This is a genomic window from Pseudomonas sp. PSE14 (genome assembly GCF_029203285.1).
GTDB lineage: Bacteria > Pseudomonadota > Gammaproteobacteria > Pseudomonadales > Pseudomonadaceae > Pseudomonas.
Genome location: NZ_CP115669.1, coordinates 2,850,854 through 2,870,212 on the forward strand (window position 1 = coordinate 2,850,854; position 19,359 = coordinate 2,870,212).

Below are 19,359 nucleotides of genomic sequence, written 5' to 3' on the forward strand. Positions count from 1 at the left end.
CCTCCCTTAGGGGGAGGGGAGCCACGGCGAGGCCCGCCCCTATAGTGGCCACGCTGGCTGGGGCTGGCCCACCTCGGGGCTGTCCCCCTTTCCGTGACCGGGCCGCAAGGCCCGGTTCTTTTTTCAGGAGTGCCCCCGATGAAAGTCCTCGTAGCGGTCAAGCGCGTGGTCGATTTCAACGTCAAGGTCCGCGTCAAGGCGGACCAGAGCGGCGTCGATCTCGCCAATGTGAAGATGGCCCTCAACCCCTTCTGTGAAATCGCCGTGGAAGAGGCCGTGCGCCTGAAGGAACAGGGCGTCGCCAGTGAAGTCGTGGTGGTCTCGGTCGGCCCGAACGCTGCCCAGGAACAACTGCGTACCGCGCTGGCGTTGGGCGCCGACCGCGCCACCCTGGTGGAAACCGAGGCGGAACTCGGCTCGCTGGCCATCGCCAAGGCGCTCAAGGCGCTGGTGGACCAGGAGCAGCCGCAGCTGGTCATCCTCGGCAAGCAGGCCATCGACAGCGACAACAACCAGACCGGCCAGATGCTCGCCGCACTCTGTGGCTTCGCCCAGGGGACCTTCGCCTCCAAGGTCGAGGTCAGCGGCGACAAGATCAACGTCACCCGTGAAATCGACGGCGGCTTGCAGACCGTCGCGCTGAACCTGCCGGCGATCGTCACCACCGACCTGCGCCTGAACGAGCCGCGCTACGCGTCGCTGCCGAACATCATGAAGGCGAAGAAGAAGCCGCTGGACGTGGTGACCCCCGATGCCCTGGGCGTTTCCACCGCGTCCACCGTCAGGACCGTGAAGGTCGAGGCGCCGGCTACCCGTAGCGCCGGCATCAAGGTGAAGTCGGTGGCCGAACTGGTCGAGAAACTGAAGAACGAAGCGAAGGTGATCTGATGGCTGTCCTGGTTGTTGCAGAACATTCGAATGGCGCGCTGGCCTCGGCGACGCTGAACACCGTTAGCGCCGCACAGAAGATCGGTGGCGACATCCACGTACTGGTCGCGGGCCACGACGTCGCAGGCGTCGCCGAGGCCGCCGCCAGGATCGCCGGGGTTTCCGGCGTGCTGGTCGCCGACAATGTCGCCTATGCCCATCAGCTGCCGGAAAACATCGCACCGCTGGTGGCCTCCCTGGGGGATGTCAGTCATGTCCTGGCCGCCGCCACCGGCAACGGCAAGAACTTCCTGCCGCGCGTCGCCGCCCTGCTGGACGTCGACCAGATCTCCGAGATCATCGAAGTGGTCAGCGCCGACACCTACAAGCGTCCGATCTACGCCGGCAACGCCATCGCTACCGTGCATTCCTCGGCGCCGGTCAAGGTGATCAGCGTGCGTACCACGGGCTTCGACGCGGTGAGCGCCGAGGGTGGGTCGGCCAGCGTGGAGACGCTCAACAGCGTGTTCGACTCGCGCACTTCGGCCTTCGTCAGCGAGGCCCTGGCCAAGTCCGACCGTCCGGACCTGACCGCTGCGAAGATCGTGGTTTCCGGCGGCCGGGGCATGGGCAACGGCGACAACTTCAAATTCCTCTACAGCCTCGCTGACAAGCTCGGCGCCGCTGTCGGTGCTTCTCGTGCTGCCGTTGATGCCGGCTTCGTGCCCAACGACATGCAGGTCGGCCAGACCGGCAAGATCGTCGCGCCGCAGCTGTACATCGCCGTGGGCATCTCCGGTGCCATCCAGCACCTGGCGGGCATGAAGGACTCCAAGGTGATCGTTGCGATCAACAAGGACGAAGAGGCGCCAATCTTCCAGGTCGCCGACTACGGTCTGGTCGCTGACCTGTTCGAAGCCGTGCCGGAGCTGGAACAGGCCGTCTGAGGCCCAGCCCCATCCCTAAGTACGCCAACCGAGCGGTCCGCTTCAGCCCAGGGGTGAAGGGCGGATCGCTCTGCGATTGTCATCCAGGAAAACGGAGGCACCATGCGGACCCTCACTTTCAACACGACCCCTTCGATCTGCATCGAGCGCGGCGCCGCCGGGCGCCTGGCCGAGCGCGTGCGCGCCATGAACTGCCGCTCGGTGCTGCTGGTCACCGACCCGGGCGTGCTCGCCGCCGGGCTGATGCAGCCGCTGATCGACGGGTTCGCCAAGGCCGATATCCCGCTGCGCGTGTTCAGTGACGTTCAGGCCGACCCGCCGGAACATGTGATCCAGGCCGCCGTGCAGGCCGCCTTGGCTTGCTCCGCGGACTGCGTGATCGGCTTCGGCGGCGGCAGTTCCCTCGATGCGGCCAAGCTGGCGGCGCTGCTGGCGCTCAGCGGCGAGTCCCTGGCCAGTGTGTACGGCATCGAACAGACCCGTGGCCCGCGCCTGCCGCTGATCCTGGTGCCGACCACCGCCGGTACCGGTTCGGAGGTCACCGCCGTTTCCGTCGTCACCACCGCGTCGGGAGAAAAGAACGTCGTCATCTCGCCGATCCTGCTGCCGGACCTGGCGGTGCTCGACGCCAGCCTGACCCTTGGGCTGCCCACTCACGTCACCGCCGCGACCGGCATCGACGCGATGGTGCACGCCATCGAAGCCTATACCAGCCGCGAGCGCAAGAACCCGATTTCCGATTGCCTGGCACGCGAAGCCTTGCGCCTGCTGGCGGGCAACCTCGAACGCGCGTGCAGCAACGGCGCCGATGTCGAGGCGCGGGAGAACATGCTGCTGGGGGCTTGCCTGGCGGGCATGGCCTTCGCCAACTCGCCGGTCGCCGCCGTGCACGCGCTGGCTTATCCGCTGGGGGCGCGCTTCCATGTGCCCCACGGGCTGTCCAACTCGCTGGTGCTGGCTCCGGTGCTGCGCTTCAACCTGGACGCCGTGGCGCCGCTCTATGCCGAACTTGCGGACATCGTCCTTCCCGGCGTGCAGGGCGACGCCCATGGCAAGGCCCGCGCGCTCGCCGAGCATTTCGCCGAGCTGCCGGCGCGGCTGAACCTGCCGACCCGTCTGCGTGAAGTCGGGATTACCGAACAGGACCTCGAGGCCCTGGCGCGGGATGCCATGAATCAGACACGCCTCCTGGGCAACAATCCGCGCGTGGTCAGCCTGGACGACGTGCGGGCGATCTACCAGGAGGTGCTATGAGCGACCGCAAGCCGCGTCCGCTCCGTGGTGACTTCGTGCGTTGCTACGAGATCACCACGCGCTGGGGCGACCATGACTCCTATGGCCATGTGCAGAACGTCGTCTATTACTCGTTCTTCGACTCGGCCATCAGCCAGTTCCTGGTCGAGTGCGGCACGCTGGACATCGCCAGCAGCCCGGTCATCGGTCTGATAGTCGCATCCAACTGCACCTACTTCGCCTCGATCACCTTTCCCGACCGGGTCACCGTGGGCCTGCGCATCGCCCACCTGGGTAACAGCAGTGCGCGGTACGAACTGGGTGTGTTCCGCAATGACGAGGACGAAGCCTGCGCGCGGGGGGAAGTGGTCTACGTCTATGTCGAGCGGGACAGCCAGCGATCAGCCAGCATCCCCGAGGCGATTCGTGGCGAGTTGATCGAACTGGCCAACTGATCGGCCCTCACCGGCTCTACAGGTCTGCGCCGGGTTCCCGGCCGCTCGCGCGGCAGCTCCTGGCTGGGTCTTTGGACATTGCCTTCGGTGTGCTCAGTCGGTGCAGATGTCGAGAATGGCCCGCGCCGCCGCCGTGGTGCCGCGCGAGGCTTGCATCTGCTCGCGTACGGCGGCCAGGCGTTGGCGCATTGACGGGTCGGCGAGCAGTTCGGCCAGCGCTTCGGGCAGTGCGGCGAGCGGGTCCTCGTAGCGCGGCAGGTAGCGCGCCACACCCACTTCCTCGGCGCGCCGGGCGTTGTCATGGCCGTCCCAGCAGTAGGGGATGATGACCGACGGCAGGCCGAAATACAGCGCCTCGCAGAAGCTGTTGTTGCCGCCGTGGTGGATGAACAGCTGGCATTCGCGCAATACCGCCGGCTGCGGGAACCAGCTGTCGAGATAGACGTTGTCCGGCACCGTGTCGTAGTGCTCGCGGTAGGCACCGACGTTGATCAGGAAGCGGTAGGGCAATTGCGCCACGGCGTCGATCAGCCGGCGCATCATTGCCACGTCGGCGGCGCCGAGGCTGCCGAAGCTGACGTAGATCAGCGGGGCGTCATCGTGCCGGGGGAATTGCGGCGGGATGTAGGGCGCCTCGCTGCGTACGCAGCCGTCGAGGTACAGGTAGCGCTCGGCCGGCAGCGGATTGGTGCGCTCGTAGCGCACCGGCGTCGGCGACAGCAGCAGGTTGAGCCAGGGCGAGTCTTCCAGGAACTGGCCGGCGGGCAGAGCGGGATGGCCGCATTCGGCGAGGAAGCGGGCGAAGCGCTCGTGGGTGGGTTTCACCGCCTGCAAATAGCGTTCGCGGAAGGTCGCGCAGGCCTGTGGGTCCTGGCTGCTGGCCCCGGACAGATAGGGCGGTACGGCCGGGTCCGGCAGTTCGGTCTCGGCGCAGGAGACCATCCGCACCCAGGGGCAGCCGGCAGCGGCGATGGCGGGGAAGGCCACCACGTTGTCCAGCACGATGGCGTCGGGTTTGAGCCGGGCGAGCAGTTGCTGCAGCGGTCGCTCCGACTCGATGGCGGTGTCGATGATGGCTTCCCAGGCCGGCGCCACGTAGCTGTCGATCTGCGCCAGCGGCGTCTGGTCGAAGTAGGGCACGTTGCGCTCGATGAAGCGCTCCCAGTAGTGCTGGTGGTCGGCGGCGGAGAGCGGCGAGTCCAGTTGCAACGGGTACTCGGCGAAACCGTACTCGGCGAAGATGCCCTGGAAGTGCGAGTGGCAGATGAACACCGGGCGCGCGCCGAGCTCGCGCAGCGCCTGGGCGATGCCGATGCAGTTCAGCGCGGCGCCGAAGCTGGCCTCGGGGAAGAAGGCGATGGTTCTTGTTCTTTGCGTCATGGGCGCATCCGGGTGTTGCTCACGGGCACTGCGTGAAACTGATACTGCATTTTTTCGCTAAAAAAAACACCGTGATCGAAAAATAGTTACCGGCGTGCCCCGGCGAAGGACTGCGGAATCCCGCGGTTGGCGGTCTGCGGACGCTGCGCCGCGGACAGCCGCAGGTGCAGGCGCATCAGGTCGGCGGCGACTTCCAGCTGGCCGCGCTCGATCTGCTCGATGATCCGCAGGTGCTCGCGCAAGGCCTCCTGCAGGCGGTGCACGCTGACCATCGGCAGCAGGTTAGGGAGGCGGCGCAGGCGCTGGTGTTGCAGCAGGGCGTCGCCGACGAAGCGGTTGCCGCAGCCCTGGGCGATCAGTTCGTGGAAGCCGATGTCCAGCTCGCGGAACTGCGCGACGTCGAAGCGTTCGACGGGCGCCGCCAGCAGCTCTTCCATGGCGCCGCGCATGAGCGCCAGGCGCGCCAGGTCCGGGTCGAAGCCGGGGGCGAGCAGGGCTTCGGGTTCGAGGATCAGCCGGTAGCGCAGGCTGTCTTCCAGCGCCGCGAGGTTGTTCAGCAGCGGGCGGAACGACCAGCTCTGCCCGGCGCCGCGTTCCAGCACCTGGTCCTCGCTGAGCTGCGCCAGCACCTTCTGCGCGGCGGCGCGGTTGATGTCGTAGCGGCGCATCAGCTCGCTGGCGCTGAGGCTGTTGCCCAGCCGTCCGGCCATGCGGTCGCGCAGCACCGAGGCGGCCAGGGCTTCCTCTTCGGCCTGGGGCAGGGCGGGGCCGAGCACCTGGGCGGAAGGGTCGGCGGCGAGGCGGTAGCCCTTGCCGGGCTCATGGGCCACCAGTTGCTGCTCCAGCAGCAGGTCGAGCCCCGCGCGGATCAGTGTGCGCGACACCCCGAAGGTGCGCGCCAGTTGCTGCTCGGACAGTCCGTCGCCATCGCCCAGGCCGGTGTCCTGGGCGTGCTCGATGATCCGCCGGGCCAGTTCCAGGTGGTTGGTGCGCGGTCTTTTCTCGGTGTCCTTGCTCAAGCGGCGTTCTCCAGCGGGGCCCGTGGTAAAGGGGCGACCCCTTATGCCACAGCGAGGGTGGTCCAACAAGAATGTGGAAATGGTTGTAGGAAATTGTTGACTTCGCCAGTGGTTCGGTTTTTATTTTGAAAAAAAGACATGTAGTACGCTTTTCGTTCCGCTGCCGTCGACACAACAACAACCAATCGTCAGGTGCGCAAGATGAAGCTGAAGACCATGCTCTACGCAGGGGCGACCCTCGCGCTCACGCTGTCCGCCACCACCGCCAGCGCCAAGGATCTGGTGATCTCCATCTGGGACGGCTACATGGCCCCGGACAACCTGGAGAAATTCCAGAAGGCCACCGGCCTCGAAGCCGACAAATCCCTCCACGCCACCAACGAAGAGATCATGGGCAAGCTCATGGCCTCCGGCGGCGAAGGCTACGACGTGGTGTTCGTTTCCTCGCCCTTCGCCGAGATCCTGCACAAGCAGGGCCTGCTCGCCGAGATCGATCCGGCCAAGGTGCCGAACCTCAAGAATCTCTACCCCGAAGCGCAGAAGCTCGAATACGACCCGGGCAACCACTTCTCCGTGCCCTACACCTGGGGCACCACCGGCATCTGCTACCGCTCCGACAAGGTCAGCCCGGCGCCGACCAGCTGGAGCGACCTGCTCAAGCCGTCCGACGCCCTCAAGGGCAAGACCACCATGCTCGCCACCGACCGCTGGCTGCTGGGCGCCGGCTTCCTGGCCAACGGCTGGTCGGTGAACGACGGCAATCCGGACCAGATCAACACCGTGCGCGACCAGCTGATCGCCACCAAGAAACGCCTGCTGTCCTTCGACGACACCACCTTCTATTCCAAGCTGGCCTCGGGAGAGGCGCTGATGGCCCATGCCTGGGACGGCTGGTGCAACTACGGCACCCAGGCCAACGAGGCGATCAAGTTCGTCGTGCCCAAGGAAGGCTCCGACCTCTGGGTGGACACCATGGTCGTGCTGAAGAGCTCGAAGAATCCCGACGCCGCCTACCGCTTCATCAACTACATGCTGGAGCCGGCGAACCACGCCTGGGTCGCTGAGAACATCCTCTACAAGGTGCCCAACCAGGCGGCGATGGCGACCCTGAAGCCCGATCTGCTGGCCAAGTACCCGAACCTCACCACCACGCCGGCCGAACTGGTCAAGCAGCAGCAGTTGCGTGATGTGGGTGGCTCGACGCAGAAGGCGTACACCCGCGCCGTAACGGAAATCATGGCCGCTCAGTAAGGCCGATGGGGCGTCGCACTGGCGCCCCGCAATTCTCTCCGGAATAACCCTGAAGCACCCCGCCTGGCGTGGGGTTGGGGGAACTACGCATGACCGCTTTGTCCGCCGACCGCAAATTGTCGGCCTGGCTGCTCGCGCCCGGTCTGGGCTGGCTGGCCCTGTTCCTGCTGCTGCCGTGCCTGCTGGTGCTGCTCTACAGCTTCCTGGAGCGCGGTGCCTATGGTGGCATCGACTACGTGTTCACCTGGGAAAACTACCGCCGCGCGGTGGACCCGCTGTACCTCGATATCCTCCTGCGCTCGGCCAAGATCGCCGGCCTCGCCACGCTGTTCGCGGTGCTCATCGGCTACCCGGCGGCCTACGCCATCACCCGCACCACGCCGCGCCGGCAGGCGGTATACCTGTTCCTGGTGATGCTGCCGTTCTGGAGCAACTACCTGATCCGCACCTACGCCTGGATCGTGCTGCTCAACCGCGAAGGCCTGCTCAACCGACTGTTCAGCCTGCTGGGCTACAGCGGCGAGCCGATCAGCCTGCTCTACACCGACGCCACTGTGGTGCTCGGGCTGGTCTACAACTACATCCCCTTCGTCATCCTCGCCATCTACAGCTCGCTGTCGCGCATCGACAATGAGCTCTGGGAAGCCTCGCGAGACCTCGGCGCCTCCGGCTGGACCACCTTCCGCCGGGTGATCCTGCCGCTGTCGGTACCGGGCGTGGCCGCCGGCGCGGTATTCGTCTTCGTACTCTCCATCGGCAACTTCATTACCGCCGACCTGCTGGGTGGCAAGCAGGTGCAGATGGTCGGCAACCTGATCTACGCGCAATTCCTCACCGCGCGGGACTGGCCTTTCGGCGCGGCGCTGAGCTTCTTCCTGATCGGCATCATGCTGCTGTTGCTGTTCATCCAGGCCATGGTCTCGCGCCGGGCCCAGGGCGCGGAGGGCGAACGCCATGCGTAACTCATCCGGCATCGCCCTCGGCACACACCTGTGGCTGGTGTACGCCTTCCTCTATGTGCCGATCCTGGTGCTGATCCTGCTGTCGTTCAATGCCAGCGGCCTGCCCACCGCGTGGGGCGGCGCGTCGCTGAAGTGGTACGCCAAGCTGCTGGCCAACGCGTCGATCCAGCATGCGGCGCTGAACACGCTGATCGTCGCACTGACCTCCACCTTCATCGCCTGCGTGCTCGGTACGCTGCTAGCCCTCGGCGTGGAGATGCGCGCGCGCAACAGCGGCAAGAAAGGCAGCAACCTCGCCGACACCCTGCTGATGGCGCCGATGATCATTCCCGACATCGTCCTGGCCATCGCGCTGCTGAGCTTCTTCAACCTGCTGAAGATGAGCCTGGGGCTGCACTCCATCATCCTCAGTCACGTGGTGTTCAACATCGCCTTCGTCTGCGCGGTGGTGCGCACCCGGCTCAAGCACTTCGACTATTCGATCCTCGAAGCCAGCATCGACCTGGGCGCCGGCTGGTTCACCACCGCACGCCGGGTCCTGCTGCCGGCGATCTTCCCCGGCGTACTGGCGGGCGGGCTGCTGGCGTTCACCCTGTCGGTGGACGAATTCATCATCGCCTTCTTCAACTCCGGCTCGGGCAGCGCGTCCACCACGCTGCCGATGCAGATCTACTCGATGATCCGCTTCGGCGTGACCCCGGAAATCAACGCCCTCGCCACTCTGGTGATGCTGGTCAGCTTCACCGCGCTGTTCGCTTCCCAACGTCTGAACAAGGTGCCCAAAGCCCATGACTAAGTCATCCGACCTGCTCGTGCTGGACCAGGTGAGCAAATCCTACGGCGAGGGCCTGACGGCGGTGGACCAGGTGTCCCTGGCGATCCGCGAGAACGAGTTCTTCGCGCTGCTGGGCCCGTCCGGCTGTGGCAAGACCACGCTGATGCGGATGATCGCCGGCTTCGAGACACCGACCTCCGGCGCCATCTATCTCAACGGCCAGGACATCTCGCCGCTGCCGCCGAACAAGCGCCCGTTGAACCTGATGTTCCAGTCCTACGCGCTGTTCCCCAACATGACCGTGCGCGGCAACATCGCCTACGGCCTGGAGATGGAGAAGCTGCCCGCTGGTGAAATCCGCCAGCGTGTGGATGCGGTGCTGGACACCGCGCAGCTCGGTCCGCTCGCCAACCGCCGGCCGGACCAGCTCTCCGGTGGCCAGCGCCAGCGCGTCGCCCTGGCCCGCGCACTGGTCAAGCGTCCGCGCGTGCTGCTGCTGGACGAACCCCTCGGTGCGCTGGACAAGAAGCTGCGCGAGAAGATGCAGCTGGAACTCAAGCGCCTGCAGCACGAGAGCGGCATCACCTTCATCATGGTCACCCACGACCAGGAAGAAGCCCTGGTCATGTCCGACCGCATGGCCGTGCTGCGCGACGGCAAGGTCTGCCAGTGCGGCAGCCCCAGCGAGCTCTACGAGAACCCGGGCAGCCGCTTCGTCGCCGACTTCATCGGTGTCAGCAACCTGATCGAAGGGCGCCGCGTGGGCACCAACCGCCTGCAGGCCGGCGACCAGGTGCTCAGCATCGAGACCACCGCCGAGTCGAGCCCCGAGAGCGTGACCCTGGCGTTGCGCCCGGAACGTCTGCGCGTGCTCACCGACGCCACGCCGACCACCGACAACCAGGTCCATGGCGAGGTGGCGGAGGTCGCTTACCACGGCCTGGACACCAACCTGCACGTGAACACGGCGCTCTCCAGCAAGCCGCTGATCGTCCGCGTGCCGTCTTCGGACTACGACTTCTTGCGCCTTGCCGCCGGCATGCCGGTGCGCCTGGGCTGGGATGCGCGGCACGGCCGCGTGCTGACTCACTGATTGCTTCAAGAACAAGACTTACAGGAGAGCACCATGAGTAGTGAACGCAAGGTCATCGCCTTCTTTCCCGAGGCCGCCTACGGCCCGGCCCTGAACTCCGTGGGCATCGCCCAGGCCTGCGAGGCGCTGGGGCACAAGGCGGTGTTCCTCACCGATCCGGGGATGACCGGGGTCTATTCCGCCTACGGCTTCGAGGAGCATTACGTGAACATGTCCGAGCCGATGCCGGCCGAGGAGATGGCGCGCTACTGGTCCGACTTCATCAATGGCCACATCCCCAACTTCCGCAAGGCGCCGATCGACCAGCTCGACAACTACGTGAAGGAATGCTGGGAGGCCATCGTCTCCACCTCCAAGTGGGCGCAGAAGGAGTTGCCGGCGATCCTCGACCGGATCAAGCCGGACCTGATCTGCGTGGACAACGTGATCCTCTTCCCGGCCATCAAGCATTACGGCAAGCCGTGGGTGCGGATCATCTCCTGCTCGGAAAACGAAGTGCATGACCCGGACATCCCGCCGTATCTGTCGGGCATGAGCGTGGAGGACAAGGACGGTCACGCGCGCTTCCAGAAACGCTTCGAAGAAGTGATCGCGCCGATCCATGCCGACTTCAACGACTTCCTCGCCCAGTGCGGCGAGCGGCCCTATCCGCTGGGCACCTTCTTCGAAGAGTCGCCCTACATGAACCTGCTGCTGTACCCGGACCCGGTGAAGTTCCAGCGCCGCCATCCGTTGCCGGCGCGGCAGTTCCACTACCTGCAGGGCTGCGTTCGCACCGACAAGCCCTACGAGATCCCGCAGTTCAAGGCGCACAACGACAAGCCGCTGCTCTATGTCAGCTTCGGCAGCCTGGGCTCGGGCGATGTCGATCTGCTCAAGCGCCTGGTCACCACCATCGGCAAGCTGCCGTACCGCGCGCTGTTCAACGTCGGCGAGCACGTGGAGAAGTACACCGACCTGCCGGACAACGTGATCGTCTCCAACTGGTACCCGCAGCCCTCGGTGATCGCCCAGGTCGACGCGGTGATCCACCACGGCGGCAACAACAGCTTCACCGAGTGCCTGTTCTTCGGCAAACCGGCCATCGTCATGCCCTACGTGTGGGACGGCCACGACAACGCCATGCGCGCCCAGGAAAGTGGCCACGGCCTGCGCATGGACCGCTACGAGTGGAGCGAGGAGGACCTGGCGCGCAACATCGCCCAGCTGCTGGGCGATGACCTGATGAAGGAGCGCCTGGCGCGCACCAGCGACTACATGCGCTCGCGCAAAGGGCCGGAGGACGCCGCGCGTATCCTCGACCAGCTCATGCAGGGCAAGGCGGTGAACCATGCCTGAGTTCAAGGCCGACAGCAGTGCGCCGCACATCCGCGGCGCCCGCGCATACGACGACCTGGTGGACTGGGGCGTGCAGTCCGACGCGCTGGAAGGCGTCTCGCACTCCAGCGGCCGCCTGCTGTTCAAGGGGCCGAACAACAGCCCGGAAACCGGCCTTTGGGTCTGCACCCCTGGACGCTGGCGGCTGTCGATCCCGCGCGACGAGTTGTGCCACTTCGTCGCCGGCCGCGCCACCTACCGCTCCGACGAGGGCGAGGTGATCGAGGTCGAGCCCGACACCCTGGTTCTGTTCCCGGCCGGCTGGACTGGCGAATGCACCGTGCATACCACGTTGCGCAATCTCTACATGCTGGCGTGATTTCGTAGGGCGCATAACGCCCCAAGCGGTATCCGCCGTCGATCCTGCGCCGAACCCCTCGGCGGATAACCGCAAGCGGTTATTCGCCCTACGCCTTATCCGACCGCCCAAGTGGGTGGCCATTGCTGGAGAAAGACATGAAGACCCCCGTTATCCACCGCCCGTTGCAAGTCACCGAACTCAAGGACTGGGGCGTGATCCCGACCATGCTGGAGGGTGAGTCCCACGTCAGCGGCGTGGTGCTGCACAAGGGGCCCGAAGGCCAGTCCGAATGCGGCATCTGGCACTGCACGCCGGGCAAGTGGTTCTGCCACGTCACCAGCGACGAGTTCTGCCACTTCCTCGAAGGCCGCTGCACCTATGTGCACGAGTCCGGCGAGGTAATCGAGATCGAGCCGGACACCGCGGCCTTCTTCCCCAAGGACTGGAAGGGCGTGTGCACCGTGCACGAGACCATCAAGAAGGTCTACATGATCCGGTGATGCCATGAACCTGCCCCTGGAAACCACCCGTGCCGCAGCCCGCGAGATATTTCTCGCCGGCTGCGGCCATGCTGGCCGGCCCCTGCTCGCGCTGCCGGCGGATGCCTCCGCGCGACGCTACTTCCGCCTGGAGGGGCAAGGTCTGCTGCTGATGGATTCGCCGCCCGGCGCCGAGCCGTTGGCACCCTACCTGCGGGTGGCGCAATTGCTGCGCGGCTGCGGGCTGTCGGCGCCGAAGGTGCTGGCCGCGGATGTCGAGCTGGGCCTGGCGCTGGTGGAGGACTTCGGTCACGCCACCTACACCCGGCTGCTCGCCGTCGGCCATGATGAAGCGGCGCTGTACCGCCTCGCCGTGGACGCCCTGGTGCGCCTGCATCGCGCCGGCCCCCAGGCCGCCGAAGGCGTGCCGGCCTATGACGGCCAGAAGCTGGGCGAGGAGGCGGCGCTGTTCATCGACTGGTACGCGCCGCTGCTGGCGGGGGAGCGCAACACCGCGCGACTGCGCGAGGCCTACCTCGACACCTTCGCCAGGGTTTGTCGTGACGTCGCCATGCGCCGCGAGGTGCTGGTGCTGCGGGACTACCACGTCGACAACCTGATGCTGCTGGCCGACCGCGAAGGCGTCGCCGCCTGCGGCCTGCTGGATTTCCAGGATGCCCTCTGCGGCTCACCGGCCTATGACCTGATGTCCCTGCTCGAAGACGCCCGTCGCGACGTGTCTGAAACGCTGCGCGTGTCCTTGCTGGCCCGCTACCTGAGCCAGCGCCCGGAAGTCGATGGCCGCCGCTTCATGGCCGACTACCAGGCATTGGCCGCGCAGCGCCACGCCAAGGTGCTGGGCATCTTCGTGCGCCTGGCCCGGCGGGACGGCAAGAGTGGCTACCTGAAGCACCTGCCGCGCGTGCTCGGGCTGTTCCGGCGAGCGCTGGACAGCGAGCCCCTGCACCCCTTGCGCGACCTGCTCGATGCCGAACTCCCTTCCTGGCGCCAGCCGCTGCCCGGCGAATTGCTCGCCGAACGTCTGGCCACCCACTGAATCTTGCGGAGCATTCCATGACCGAATTCCACAGCGCTTTCCATCCCGATTCGCCCCTGCGCTTCATCGGCCCGCACTACCAGCGCGCCGCGACGCATCGCCTGCGCGACATCATCAATCCCGCCGACCTGACCACGGTCGGCCGCATTGCCCTGTGCGATGGCGAGGACGTGGATGCCGCCATCGACGCCGCCAACGCCGCCCAGCGCGAGTGGAAGCGCGTGGATGCGAAGTCCCGCGCGGCGATCCTCCATCAGTTGGCCAACGCCATCGAAACCGACCAGGCCACCCAGCGCGAAGTGGCGCGGCTGATGACCCTGGAAATGGGCAAGCCATTCCCGGAGGCCATGGGCGAGCTGGCCAACTGCGCGCCGATCTTCCGTTACTACGCCGAGATGGCGCGCGACGAGGCTGGCAAGGTGGCCGGTACCACTCAGCTCGGCTCGTTCCAGCATGTGCGCTACGAGCCCTATGGCGTGAGCGTGCACATCATGCCGTTCAACTTCCCCATCCTGCTGATGTGCTGGACTCTGGCGGCCTCGCTGGCGGCGGGCAACGCCTGCATCGTCAAGCCGGCGGAAAGCACCACACTGTGCACCCTGAAATTCATGGAGCACTTCAAGGTGCTGCCGGCGGGCATGGTCAGTTGCGTGCCGGGCGATGCCAGCACCGCGCAGCGCCTGGTGCAGTCCGAGCGCACCCACGCCGTGGCCTTCACCGGCAGCGTCGCCGCCGGCAAGGCAGTGGCGGTGGCCTGTGCCGAGCGGATGAAGCCTGCAGTGATCGAGGCGGGCGGCAGCGACCCGATGATCATCTCCCGCCACGCGCCGCTGGAAGTGGCGGCGGCCGGCGCGGTGACCGCTGCCTTCCACCTGACGGGGCAGATCTGCACCTCGGCCGAGCGCTTCTTCGTGGTGGACGAGATTCACGACCAGTTCGTCGCGCGCTTCGCCGAACGCACCCGCGCACTGCGCATCGGCCATGGGCTGGAACGCTCGGAGATCGGTCCGCTGGTGAGCGAAGCGGCCCGCGCCAAGGTCATCCGCCTGGTGGACGACGCCGTGGCCAAGGGCGCCACGTTGGTCTGCGGCGGGCGAATTCCGCCGCAATTCCCGGTGGGCTGGTACTTTGAGCCGACCATCCTCACCGACGTCACCCCGGCCATGGCGATCTTCCACGAGGAGTGCTTCGGCCCAGTGGCGGCCATCTGCAAGGTGAAGGACTTCGACGAGGCCGTGCGCCTGGCCAACGATTCGCCGTTCGGCCTGGGCGCTTCGCTATTCTCCACCGACCTGGCCGAGGCCATGGAAGCGGCGGACCGCCTGGAAGCCGGCATGGTCTGGGTGAACAACCCGCTGATCGACAACGACGCCTTGCCCTTCGGCGGCTGGAAGATGTCCGGCATGGGCCGCGAACTGGGCCGCCAGGGCCTGGATGCGTTCCGCCGCTCGAAGATGGTGATCATCGACCACCAGCCGCAGATTCACTCCTGGTGGTACCCCTACGGGGATGAGGTGTTCTACCAGGGCTGAAATGAGGCTCAGGCGCGGCCCAGTCTTTCCAGGAGTCGCGTCTTTACCTCGGGCCACTCGCTGTCGATGATGCTGAAGCGCACCGAGTTGCGCTTGCGGCCGTCGGGCATGATGCGCTCGTGGCGGACGATGCCCTCCTGCACTGCACCCAGGCGCAGGATGGCGGCGCGGGATTTTTCGTTCAGCTCGTCGGTGGTGAACTGCACGCGCACACAATCGAGTTCCTCGAAAGCGTAAGTGAGTAACAGCAGCTTGGCCTCGGTATTGATCGGCGTGCGCTGCGCCGACAGGGCGAGCCAGGTGTGGCCGATCTCCAGCTTGCGGTTGATACGGTCGACCTTCCAGAAGCGGGTGCTGCCGACGATCTTCCCTGTGCGACGGTCGAGGATGGCGAAGGGCAGGACGGTGCCTTCCTCCAGGCCTTTTTCGGCCTTGGCAAGGTAGCTTCCCACGGTGTCCGGGCCAGGCACCACGGTGACTTTAAGGTTCCACAATTCGCCATCGGCGGCGGCCGCGAGCAGGGCGTCGGCGTGCTCGGCGCGCAGGGGGATGAGTTCGACATGATTGCCGGGCAGGTGCGGGCAGGCGAGGGCGGGCATGCTGTTGAGCTCTGGGCGGAACGAGCCTGAAGCCTACCGGAAACGGCGTGCGTTTCGAAGGAGCGGGTCTTGCCCACACAAGTACATGCCGCGGATTGAAACCTTGCAGGTGACTGTCTTGGACGGGCGCCAGATCCATGGGAGTCATTCCTGACAGCTTGGTGCCATGTCAGGATTTCGCGAACGTAGTGAGCTCCTGCGAGAGCCGATCCCTACGTAGGAACGGACTCCCGCCGCGATGGCAGCCGCAGGCCGCCGCCCAAGGCCCGCCCTCAGATATGCCAGATCTGCAGGTCCTTGATCACGCAGACCGAAGCATCGGTGGCCAGCGTAGTGTCGGTGAAATCTACCTGGTTGTAGACGCCGCCATGGAAATCGAAGGTCTGCGCTGCCCAACTGGCGTCCAGCGGCATTGAGGGCACGCTGGAGGTGCGGCCGTTGCAACTGGCCTGCACGCTGAGCATCAGGCTGGACGTGGCCAGGATCAGGATGTCGAAGTCCGAACCCAGCGGCACGTTGTCCAGCACCGTGCTGTTCACCGGGGTGGTCTGGTTGAAGTTCTGGCGAAAGCCCATGGTCAGCTTGCCCTTCTGCCAGAACACCTTTAGCAGCGGGCTGTCGTCGTTCTTCACGTGCATCTGGGCCACCACCACCTTCTGCGCCGAATTCACCTGGGTCACCTTCATCAACTGATGGTTCACATGCTCGGTAGCGCCTGTCAGGCTCCAGTAGATGGGCTCCTTCCATTCGCAGCGAGTCCGGTGGACGCTCTTGCTCGCCGCTCCCTTGGTCGGCGCAGTGAGCTGCAGGCTGCCGTCCGGTAGCCGGGTGACCAGCTCCGGATACTGCTCTAGAGCCACGGGACCGGGAACTTCAATAGCCAGCGTGTCGGTAGGTGTCTTTCCCACTGGCAGCGCGATATTGAGGTTGTCGATATTCACGTTCATACCGGCACTCCTTCCTTCGTCGGGGGTGCTGGCTTTGACCGGACTTCGCCCTGCCGTGTCGATTTTTCGGCCGAGCGGTCATGGTGGCTCTCGGCCCCTGTGAACGCCTTGCGTTACAACCTGGGAAAGGCTGGCACAGGAAAGCCTTCAGTAGTGGCTTCAGCGGCCCGGCAGCATCGGGGTGAGGTGCAGGATGTTCAGCAGGTGCGGGACACGCAGCGGGTAGCAGGCCTGCAGGCGCACGCGAGCTTCGGAGAGGGTCATGTGACGGGAGAACGAGCGGAGAACGGTCTTGCCCAGGCAGTGACCGTCCTGAAAATGTACGAGGAATTCATTCATGGCGAAGCGACAGCGGAGAAACACGCACAAAGTGGCGCACAGGCCACGAATGATAGCGGCTCCCGCTGTCCTGGCGTTGCCATAAATCATCCTTTACCGGGCTGCGCAGACAACTGATCCGACGACCGGCGGGTCGCAAGGCGGTCAACGTTCTGTGGCGTAGTCCAGGCGCATACCGAAGGCATGCATGAAGAACGCTGACAGCTGCAGTTCCAGCGTCTGCGCGTTGAGCGATGCCAGGTGCGAAGGTTGCCGCCGGGTACGCCGGCTGACGGCAGTGAATTCCTCATGGACGATGCCCTGCGTCAGCGGGTCGGCGATGAGGCGATAACAACTGTCCGGCAGGTCCTCGCGCTGCCTGGCGAGCAGGCTGAGTTCGGGGTGGCCATCGGCATTGGTGATCAGCTCCACGCTACAGCGCAGGCCTCGGTCGCGGGCGAAGCGTGAGGCTTCTTCGAATGCGGGCAGGGCCTTCTGCAGGACCTGGATTTCGAAGGCGAGGAAGAACTGATCGTCGAAATCGACTTCCGGGGTGTTCCGGGTTGCCTGGTTATGCATCGCCGGCCTCTCCTGTGTCGATGAATCAATGAAACCCGCTGCGAGCGTCGGGATCGCGTGGGTTTCGTCATCGCGGCATTGCAGCAACTACAACGCACACATCAGTCAGCCGGCAATGCCATTCTCCTGAACGAAAAGCCATCTCACTTAAGCGCCGGCGCACTGTCAATGAGCAATCCCGCATAAGGGCGGAGACGGAAATAGCCAAGCGCTCTGCCGTATGGCGTGGCGCGGGCCAGGAGCAGGAACGACGGATTATGCGAGGGGTGTAAAGCTGACGTTACACCTCATCACCGCCCACCTGGACTTCGGACGGGCGGCTAAGGCATGGTCGTCAGAATGCGAAATCATCCATGGCCAGGGCGGCATCACTGCCGTCGATGATGCTCTGCGCCAGTCCCGGTGCGCGGGTCAGGACATGCCCGGCGTAGAACTGCGCGGTGCGCAGCTTGGCGCGGTAGAAGGTGGCGTCTCCGCTGCCGGTGGCCAGGTGCTGCTGGGCGATCCGCGCGGCGCGTGCCAACTGCCAACCGCCGGCAACGATGCCGAACAGCTCCAGCAACGGTACGGAGCCGAGCGCAACCAGGCGCACCTGGTGGTCGTAGTGATTGACGACGAAGGTCACGGCGTCATCCAGGGCATTGACGGCCAGGAACAGGTGGTGCCGGATGCCTGCCAGTTGCGCGTCCTCGTCCGGCAGGCCGCGTTGGGTATCGCGTATCGCCGTGATCAGCGCGGCCGCCGCTTCGCCCCGGTCGCGAGCGATCTTGCGACCGATCAGATCGATGGCCTGGATGCCAGTGGTACCTTCATAGATCGGGGTGATCCGCGCGTCGCGCAGGTGCTGGGCGGCGCCGGTCTCCTCGATGAAGCCCATGCCACCGTGGACCTGTACGCCCAGGGAGGCAATGTCCACGGCGTTTTCCGTGCACCAGCCCTTGATCACCGGGATCATCAGCTCAACGAAGGCCTGTTTCCTGCGGCGCACAGCGACAGTGGGATGGCCGTGGGCCTGGTCCATGGCCAGCGCCACTTCGCAGGCCAGGGCGCGCATGGCCTCGATGCGCGAACGCATCGACATCAGCATGCGGCGCACGTCCGGGTGGCGCAGGATGGCCACCTTTTCTCGGCTGGAACTGCCGGTTTCGACGCCCTGGATGCGCTGGCGGGCGTAGCTCACCGCGCGCTGGTAGGCGCGCTCGGCCAATCCGATGCCTTCGATGCCGACCGAGAAGCGGGCAGCGTTCATCATGATAAACATGTATTCCAGGCCACGGTTCTCTTCGCCTACCAGCCAGCCGGTGGCGCCGCCGTGGTCACCGAAGGCCAGCACGGCGGTAGGGCTGCCGTGGATGCCGAGCTTGTGTTCGATGGACACGCAGCGCACGTCGTTGTGCTCGCCCAGGCTGCCATCGGGGTTCAGCAATACCTTGGGCACCACGAACAGCGAGATGCCTTTCACGCCCTCCGGCGCGCCGGGTACGCGGGCCAGCACCAGGTGAACGATGTTGTCGGTGAGGTCGTGCTCGCCGTAGGTGATGAAGATCTTCTGCCCGAACAGCTTGTAGGTGCCATTGCCACGCGGCTCGGCGCGGCTGCGCACGGCGGCGAGGTCGGAGCCGGCCTGGGGCTCGGTGAGGTTCATGGTGCCGGTCCATTCGCCGCTCACCAGCTTGGGTAGCCAGGTGCGCTTGAGCTCGTCGGAGCCCCGCAGTTCGATGGCTTCGATGGCACCGCGCGTGAGCATCGGGCAGAGGCCGAAGGCCAGGTTGGCGGCGTTCCACATCTCCTCAACCAGCGTCGAGATCAGCCTTGGCGCGCCCTGGCCACCGAAGTCGGCGGGGCCGGAGAGCGCGTTCCAGCCATTGGCGGCGAACTGTTCGTAGGCCGTGCGCCAGCCCGGGGCGGTGCTCACCTGGCCGTCCTGCCAGCGTGCGCCGTGGCGGTCGCCGACGACGTTCAGCGGCGACAGCACGCCCTGGGCGAAGCGTCCGGCTTCGTTGAGGATGGCCGCCGCCAGTTCGGCGTTCATGTCCTGCTGTCCGGGCAGCTCGGCCAGTGCGTCCAGCAGGTGCAGCTCGCGCAGGATGAACTGCATGTCGCGCAGGGGGGCGATGTATTCACTCATTTCGGAACTCCTGTGCAGCCTGCTGTGCGGTCGGGAGGCGTCGGTCCACGCTCAGGCGGA

Annotated in this window: 20 protein-coding genes; 13 read left to right on the top strand and 7 right to left on the bottom strand. The window is 65.7% G+C overall.

What is annotated here, in order from left to right; all coding sequences use genetic code 11:
• The first annotated feature begins 138 nt into the window (after positions 1-138).
• The 4 genes from O6P39_RS13095 to O6P39_RS13110 all read left to right on the top strand — a co-directional run bounded on the left by O6P39_RS13095 (position 139) and on the right by O6P39_RS13110 (position 3,502).
• Entirely contained in the window at positions 139-888 is a 750-nt protein-coding gene (locus O6P39_RS13095) for an electron transfer flavoprotein subunit beta/FixA family protein (RefSeq protein ID WP_275611749.1), read from the top strand.
• Positions 888-1,814, top strand: coding sequence for an FAD-binding protein (locus tag O6P39_RS13100; RefSeq protein WP_275611750.1), 927 nt, complete (start codon positions 888-890; stop codon positions 1,812-1,814). The genes O6P39_RS13095 and O6P39_RS13100 overlap by 1 nt, the downstream gene beginning before the upstream one ends.
• A 102-nt stretch (positions 1,815-1,916) precedes the next feature.
• Positions 1,917-3,068, top strand: a complete 1,152-nt coding sequence (locus O6P39_RS13105) for an iron-containing alcohol dehydrogenase (protein ID WP_275611751.1) — start codon at positions 1,917-1,919, stop codon at positions 3,066-3,068.
• A complete protein-coding gene (locus O6P39_RS13110) occupies positions 3,065-3,502 on the top strand; it encodes a thioesterase family protein (protein ID WP_275611752.1) in 438 nt (145 codons plus the stop codon). The genes O6P39_RS13105 and O6P39_RS13110 overlap by 4 nt, the downstream gene beginning before the upstream one ends.
• Before the next feature lie 93 nt (positions 3,503-3,595).
• Here O6P39_RS13110 and O6P39_RS13115 read toward each other — a convergent pair whose 3' ends face one another.
• Together O6P39_RS13115 and O6P39_RS13120 are read right to left on the bottom strand one after the other, a co-directional pair.
• Complete coding sequence (locus O6P39_RS13115; RefSeq protein WP_275611753.1) at positions 3,596-4,882, bottom strand: glycosyltransferase; 1,287 nt, start codon at positions 4,880-4,882, stop codon at positions 3,596-3,598.
• A gap of 86 nt (positions 4,883-4,968) precedes the next feature.
• Positions 4,969-5,901 carry a GntR family transcriptional regulator gene (locus tag O6P39_RS13120; protein WP_275611754.1) on the bottom strand — a complete coding sequence of 311 codons (933 nt, stop codon included), beginning with the start codon at positions 5,899-5,901 and terminating at the stop codon, positions 4,969-4,971.
• Between the two features lie 201 nt (positions 5,902-6,102).
• On the opposite strand from O6P39_RS13120, the gene O6P39_RS13125 reads away from it, so the two are divergent.
• The 9 genes from O6P39_RS13125 (at position 6,103) to O6P39_RS13165 (ending at position 14,728) form a co-directional block, all read left to right on the top strand.
• Positions 6,103-7,152, top strand: a complete 1,050-nt coding sequence (locus O6P39_RS13125) for a spermidine/putrescine ABC transporter substrate-binding protein (protein WP_275611755.1) — start codon at positions 6,103-6,105, stop codon at positions 7,150-7,152.
• Positions 7,153-7,241: 89 nt separating this feature from the next.
• Entirely contained in the window at positions 7,242-8,114 is an 873-nt protein-coding gene (locus O6P39_RS13130; RefSeq protein WP_275611756.1) for an ABC transporter permease, read from the top strand.
• Positions 8,107-8,910 carry an ABC transporter permease gene (locus O6P39_RS13135; RefSeq protein WP_275611757.1) on the top strand — a complete coding sequence of 268 codons (804 nt, stop codon included), beginning with the start codon at positions 8,107-8,109 and terminating at the stop codon, positions 8,908-8,910. The genes O6P39_RS13130 and O6P39_RS13135 overlap by 8 nt, the downstream gene beginning before the upstream one ends.
• Positions 8,903-9,982: an ABC transporter ATP-binding protein gene (locus O6P39_RS13140; RefSeq protein ID WP_275611758.1), complete on the top strand. Its 1,080-nt coding sequence runs from the start codon at positions 8,903-8,905 to the stop codon at positions 9,980-9,982. The genes O6P39_RS13135 and O6P39_RS13140 overlap by 8 nt, the downstream gene beginning before the upstream one ends.
• Positions 9,983-10,015: 33 nt before the next feature.
• Positions 10,016-11,320 (top strand): glycosyltransferase, encoded by a 1,305-nt coding sequence (locus O6P39_RS13145; RefSeq protein ID WP_275611759.1) that lies wholly within the window; start codon positions 10,016-10,018, stop codon positions 11,318-11,320.
• Positions 11,313-11,678, top strand: a complete 366-nt coding sequence (locus O6P39_RS13150; RefSeq protein ID WP_275611760.1) for a cupin domain-containing protein — start codon at positions 11,313-11,315, stop codon at positions 11,676-11,678. The genes O6P39_RS13145 and O6P39_RS13150 overlap by 8 nt, the downstream gene beginning before the upstream one ends.
• A 137-nt stretch (positions 11,679-11,815) precedes the next feature.
• Positions 11,816-12,160 carry a cupin domain-containing protein gene (locus O6P39_RS13155; protein WP_017519228.1) on the top strand — a complete coding sequence of 115 codons (345 nt, stop codon included), beginning with the start codon at positions 11,816-11,818 and terminating at the stop codon, positions 12,158-12,160.
• A 4-nt stretch (positions 12,161-12,164) separates the two neighbouring features.
• On the top strand, positions 12,165-13,196 hold the full coding sequence (locus O6P39_RS13160; protein ID WP_275611761.1) for a phosphotransferase: 1,032 nt from the start codon (positions 12,165-12,167) through the stop codon (positions 13,194-13,196).
• A 17-nt stretch (positions 13,197-13,213) separates the two neighbouring features.
• Complete coding sequence (locus O6P39_RS13165) at positions 13,214-14,728, top strand: aldehyde dehydrogenase family protein (protein WP_275611762.1); 1,515 nt, start codon at positions 13,214-13,216, stop codon at positions 14,726-14,728.
• A gap of 8 nt (positions 14,729-14,736) precedes the next feature.
• Here O6P39_RS13165 and O6P39_RS13170 read toward each other — a convergent pair whose 3' ends face one another.
• The 5 genes from O6P39_RS13170 to O6P39_RS13190 form a co-directional block, all read right to left on the bottom strand.
• Positions 14,737-15,327 carry a GNAT family protein gene (locus O6P39_RS13170; protein WP_275611763.1) on the bottom strand — a complete coding sequence of 197 codons (591 nt, stop codon included), beginning with the start codon at positions 15,325-15,327 and terminating at the stop codon, positions 14,737-14,739.
• Between the two features lie 272 nt (positions 15,328-15,599).
• Entirely contained in the window at positions 15,600-16,274 is a 675-nt protein-coding gene (locus O6P39_RS13175) for a polysaccharide lyase family 7 protein (protein WP_275611764.1), read from the bottom strand.
• A gap of 159 nt (positions 16,275-16,433) precedes the next feature.
• On the bottom strand, positions 16,434-16,613 hold the full coding sequence (locus O6P39_RS13180) for a hypothetical protein (protein WP_207887598.1): 180 nt from the start codon (positions 16,611-16,613) through the stop codon (positions 16,434-16,436).
• A 144-nt stretch (positions 16,614-16,757) separates the two neighbouring features.
• The gene (locus O6P39_RS13185) at positions 16,758-17,171 is read right to left on the bottom strand and encodes a hypothetical protein (RefSeq protein WP_275611765.1); all 414 of its coding nucleotides are present in this window, start codon (positions 17,169-17,171) and stop codon (positions 16,758-16,760) included.
• Positions 17,172-17,505: 334 nt separating this feature from the next.
• A complete protein-coding gene (locus O6P39_RS13190; protein ID WP_275611766.1) occupies positions 17,506-19,299 on the bottom strand; it encodes an acyl-CoA dehydrogenase in 1,794 nt (597 codons plus the stop codon).
• Positions 19,300-19,359: the final 60 nt, after the last annotated feature.

Coding starts and splice junctions, on each gene's coding strand:
- O6P39_RS13095 (WP_275611749.1), top strand. CDS start 139: ATGAAAGTCCTCGTAGCGGTCAAGCGCGTGGTCGATTTCAACGTCAAG.
- O6P39_RS13100 (WP_275611750.1), top strand. CDS start 888: ATGGCTGTCCTGGTTGTTGCAGAACATTCGAATGGCGCGCTGGCCTCG.
- O6P39_RS13105 (WP_275611751.1), top strand. CDS start 1,917: ATGCGGACCCTCACTTTCAACACGACCCCTTCGATCTGCATCGAGCGC.
- O6P39_RS13110 (WP_275611752.1), top strand. CDS start 3,065: ATGAGCGACCGCAAGCCGCGTCCGCTCCGTGGTGACTTCGTGCGTTGC.
- O6P39_RS13115 (WP_275611753.1), bottom strand. CDS start 4,882: ATGACGCAAAGAACAAGAACCATCGCCTTCTTCCCCGAGGCCAGCTTC.
- O6P39_RS13125 (WP_275611755.1), top strand. CDS start 6,103: ATGAAGCTGAAGACCATGCTCTACGCAGGGGCGACCCTCGCGCTCACG.
- O6P39_RS13130 (WP_275611756.1), top strand. CDS start 7,242: ATGACCGCTTTGTCCGCCGACCGCAAATTGTCGGCCTGGCTGCTCGCG.
- O6P39_RS13135 (WP_275611757.1), top strand. CDS start 8,107: ATGCGTAACTCATCCGGCATCGCCCTCGGCACACACCTGTGGCTGGTG.
- O6P39_RS13140 (WP_275611758.1), top strand. CDS start 8,903: ATGACTAAGTCATCCGACCTGCTCGTGCTGGACCAGGTGAGCAAATCC.
- O6P39_RS13145 (WP_275611759.1), top strand. CDS start 10,016: ATGAGTAGTGAACGCAAGGTCATCGCCTTCTTTCCCGAGGCCGCCTAC.
- O6P39_RS13150 (WP_275611760.1), top strand. CDS start 11,313: ATGCCTGAGTTCAAGGCCGACAGCAGTGCGCCGCACATCCGCGGCGCC.
- O6P39_RS13155 (WP_017519228.1), top strand. CDS start 11,816: ATGAAGACCCCCGTTATCCACCGCCCGTTGCAAGTCACCGAACTCAAG.
- O6P39_RS13160 (WP_275611761.1), top strand. CDS start 12,165: ATGAACCTGCCCCTGGAAACCACCCGTGCCGCAGCCCGCGAGATATTT.
- O6P39_RS13165 (WP_275611762.1), top strand. CDS start 13,214: ATGACCGAATTCCACAGCGCTTTCCATCCCGATTCGCCCCTGCGCTTC.
- O6P39_RS13170 (WP_275611763.1), bottom strand. CDS start 15,327: ATGCCCGCCCTCGCCTGCCCGCACCTGCCCGGCAATCATGTCGAACTC.
- O6P39_RS13175 (WP_275611764.1), bottom strand. CDS start 16,274: ATGAACGTGAATATCGACAACCTCAATATCGCGCTGCCAGTGGGAAAG.
- O6P39_RS13180 (WP_207887598.1), bottom strand. CDS start 16,613: ATGAATGAATTCCTCGTACATTTTCAGGACGGTCACTGCCTGGGCAAG.
- O6P39_RS13185 (WP_275611765.1), bottom strand. CDS start 17,171: ATGCATAACCAGGCAACCCGGAACACCCCGGAAGTCGATTTCGACGAT.
- O6P39_RS13190 (WP_275611766.1), bottom strand. CDS start 19,299: ATGAGTGAATACATCGCCCCCCTGCGCGACATGCAGTTCATCCTGCGC.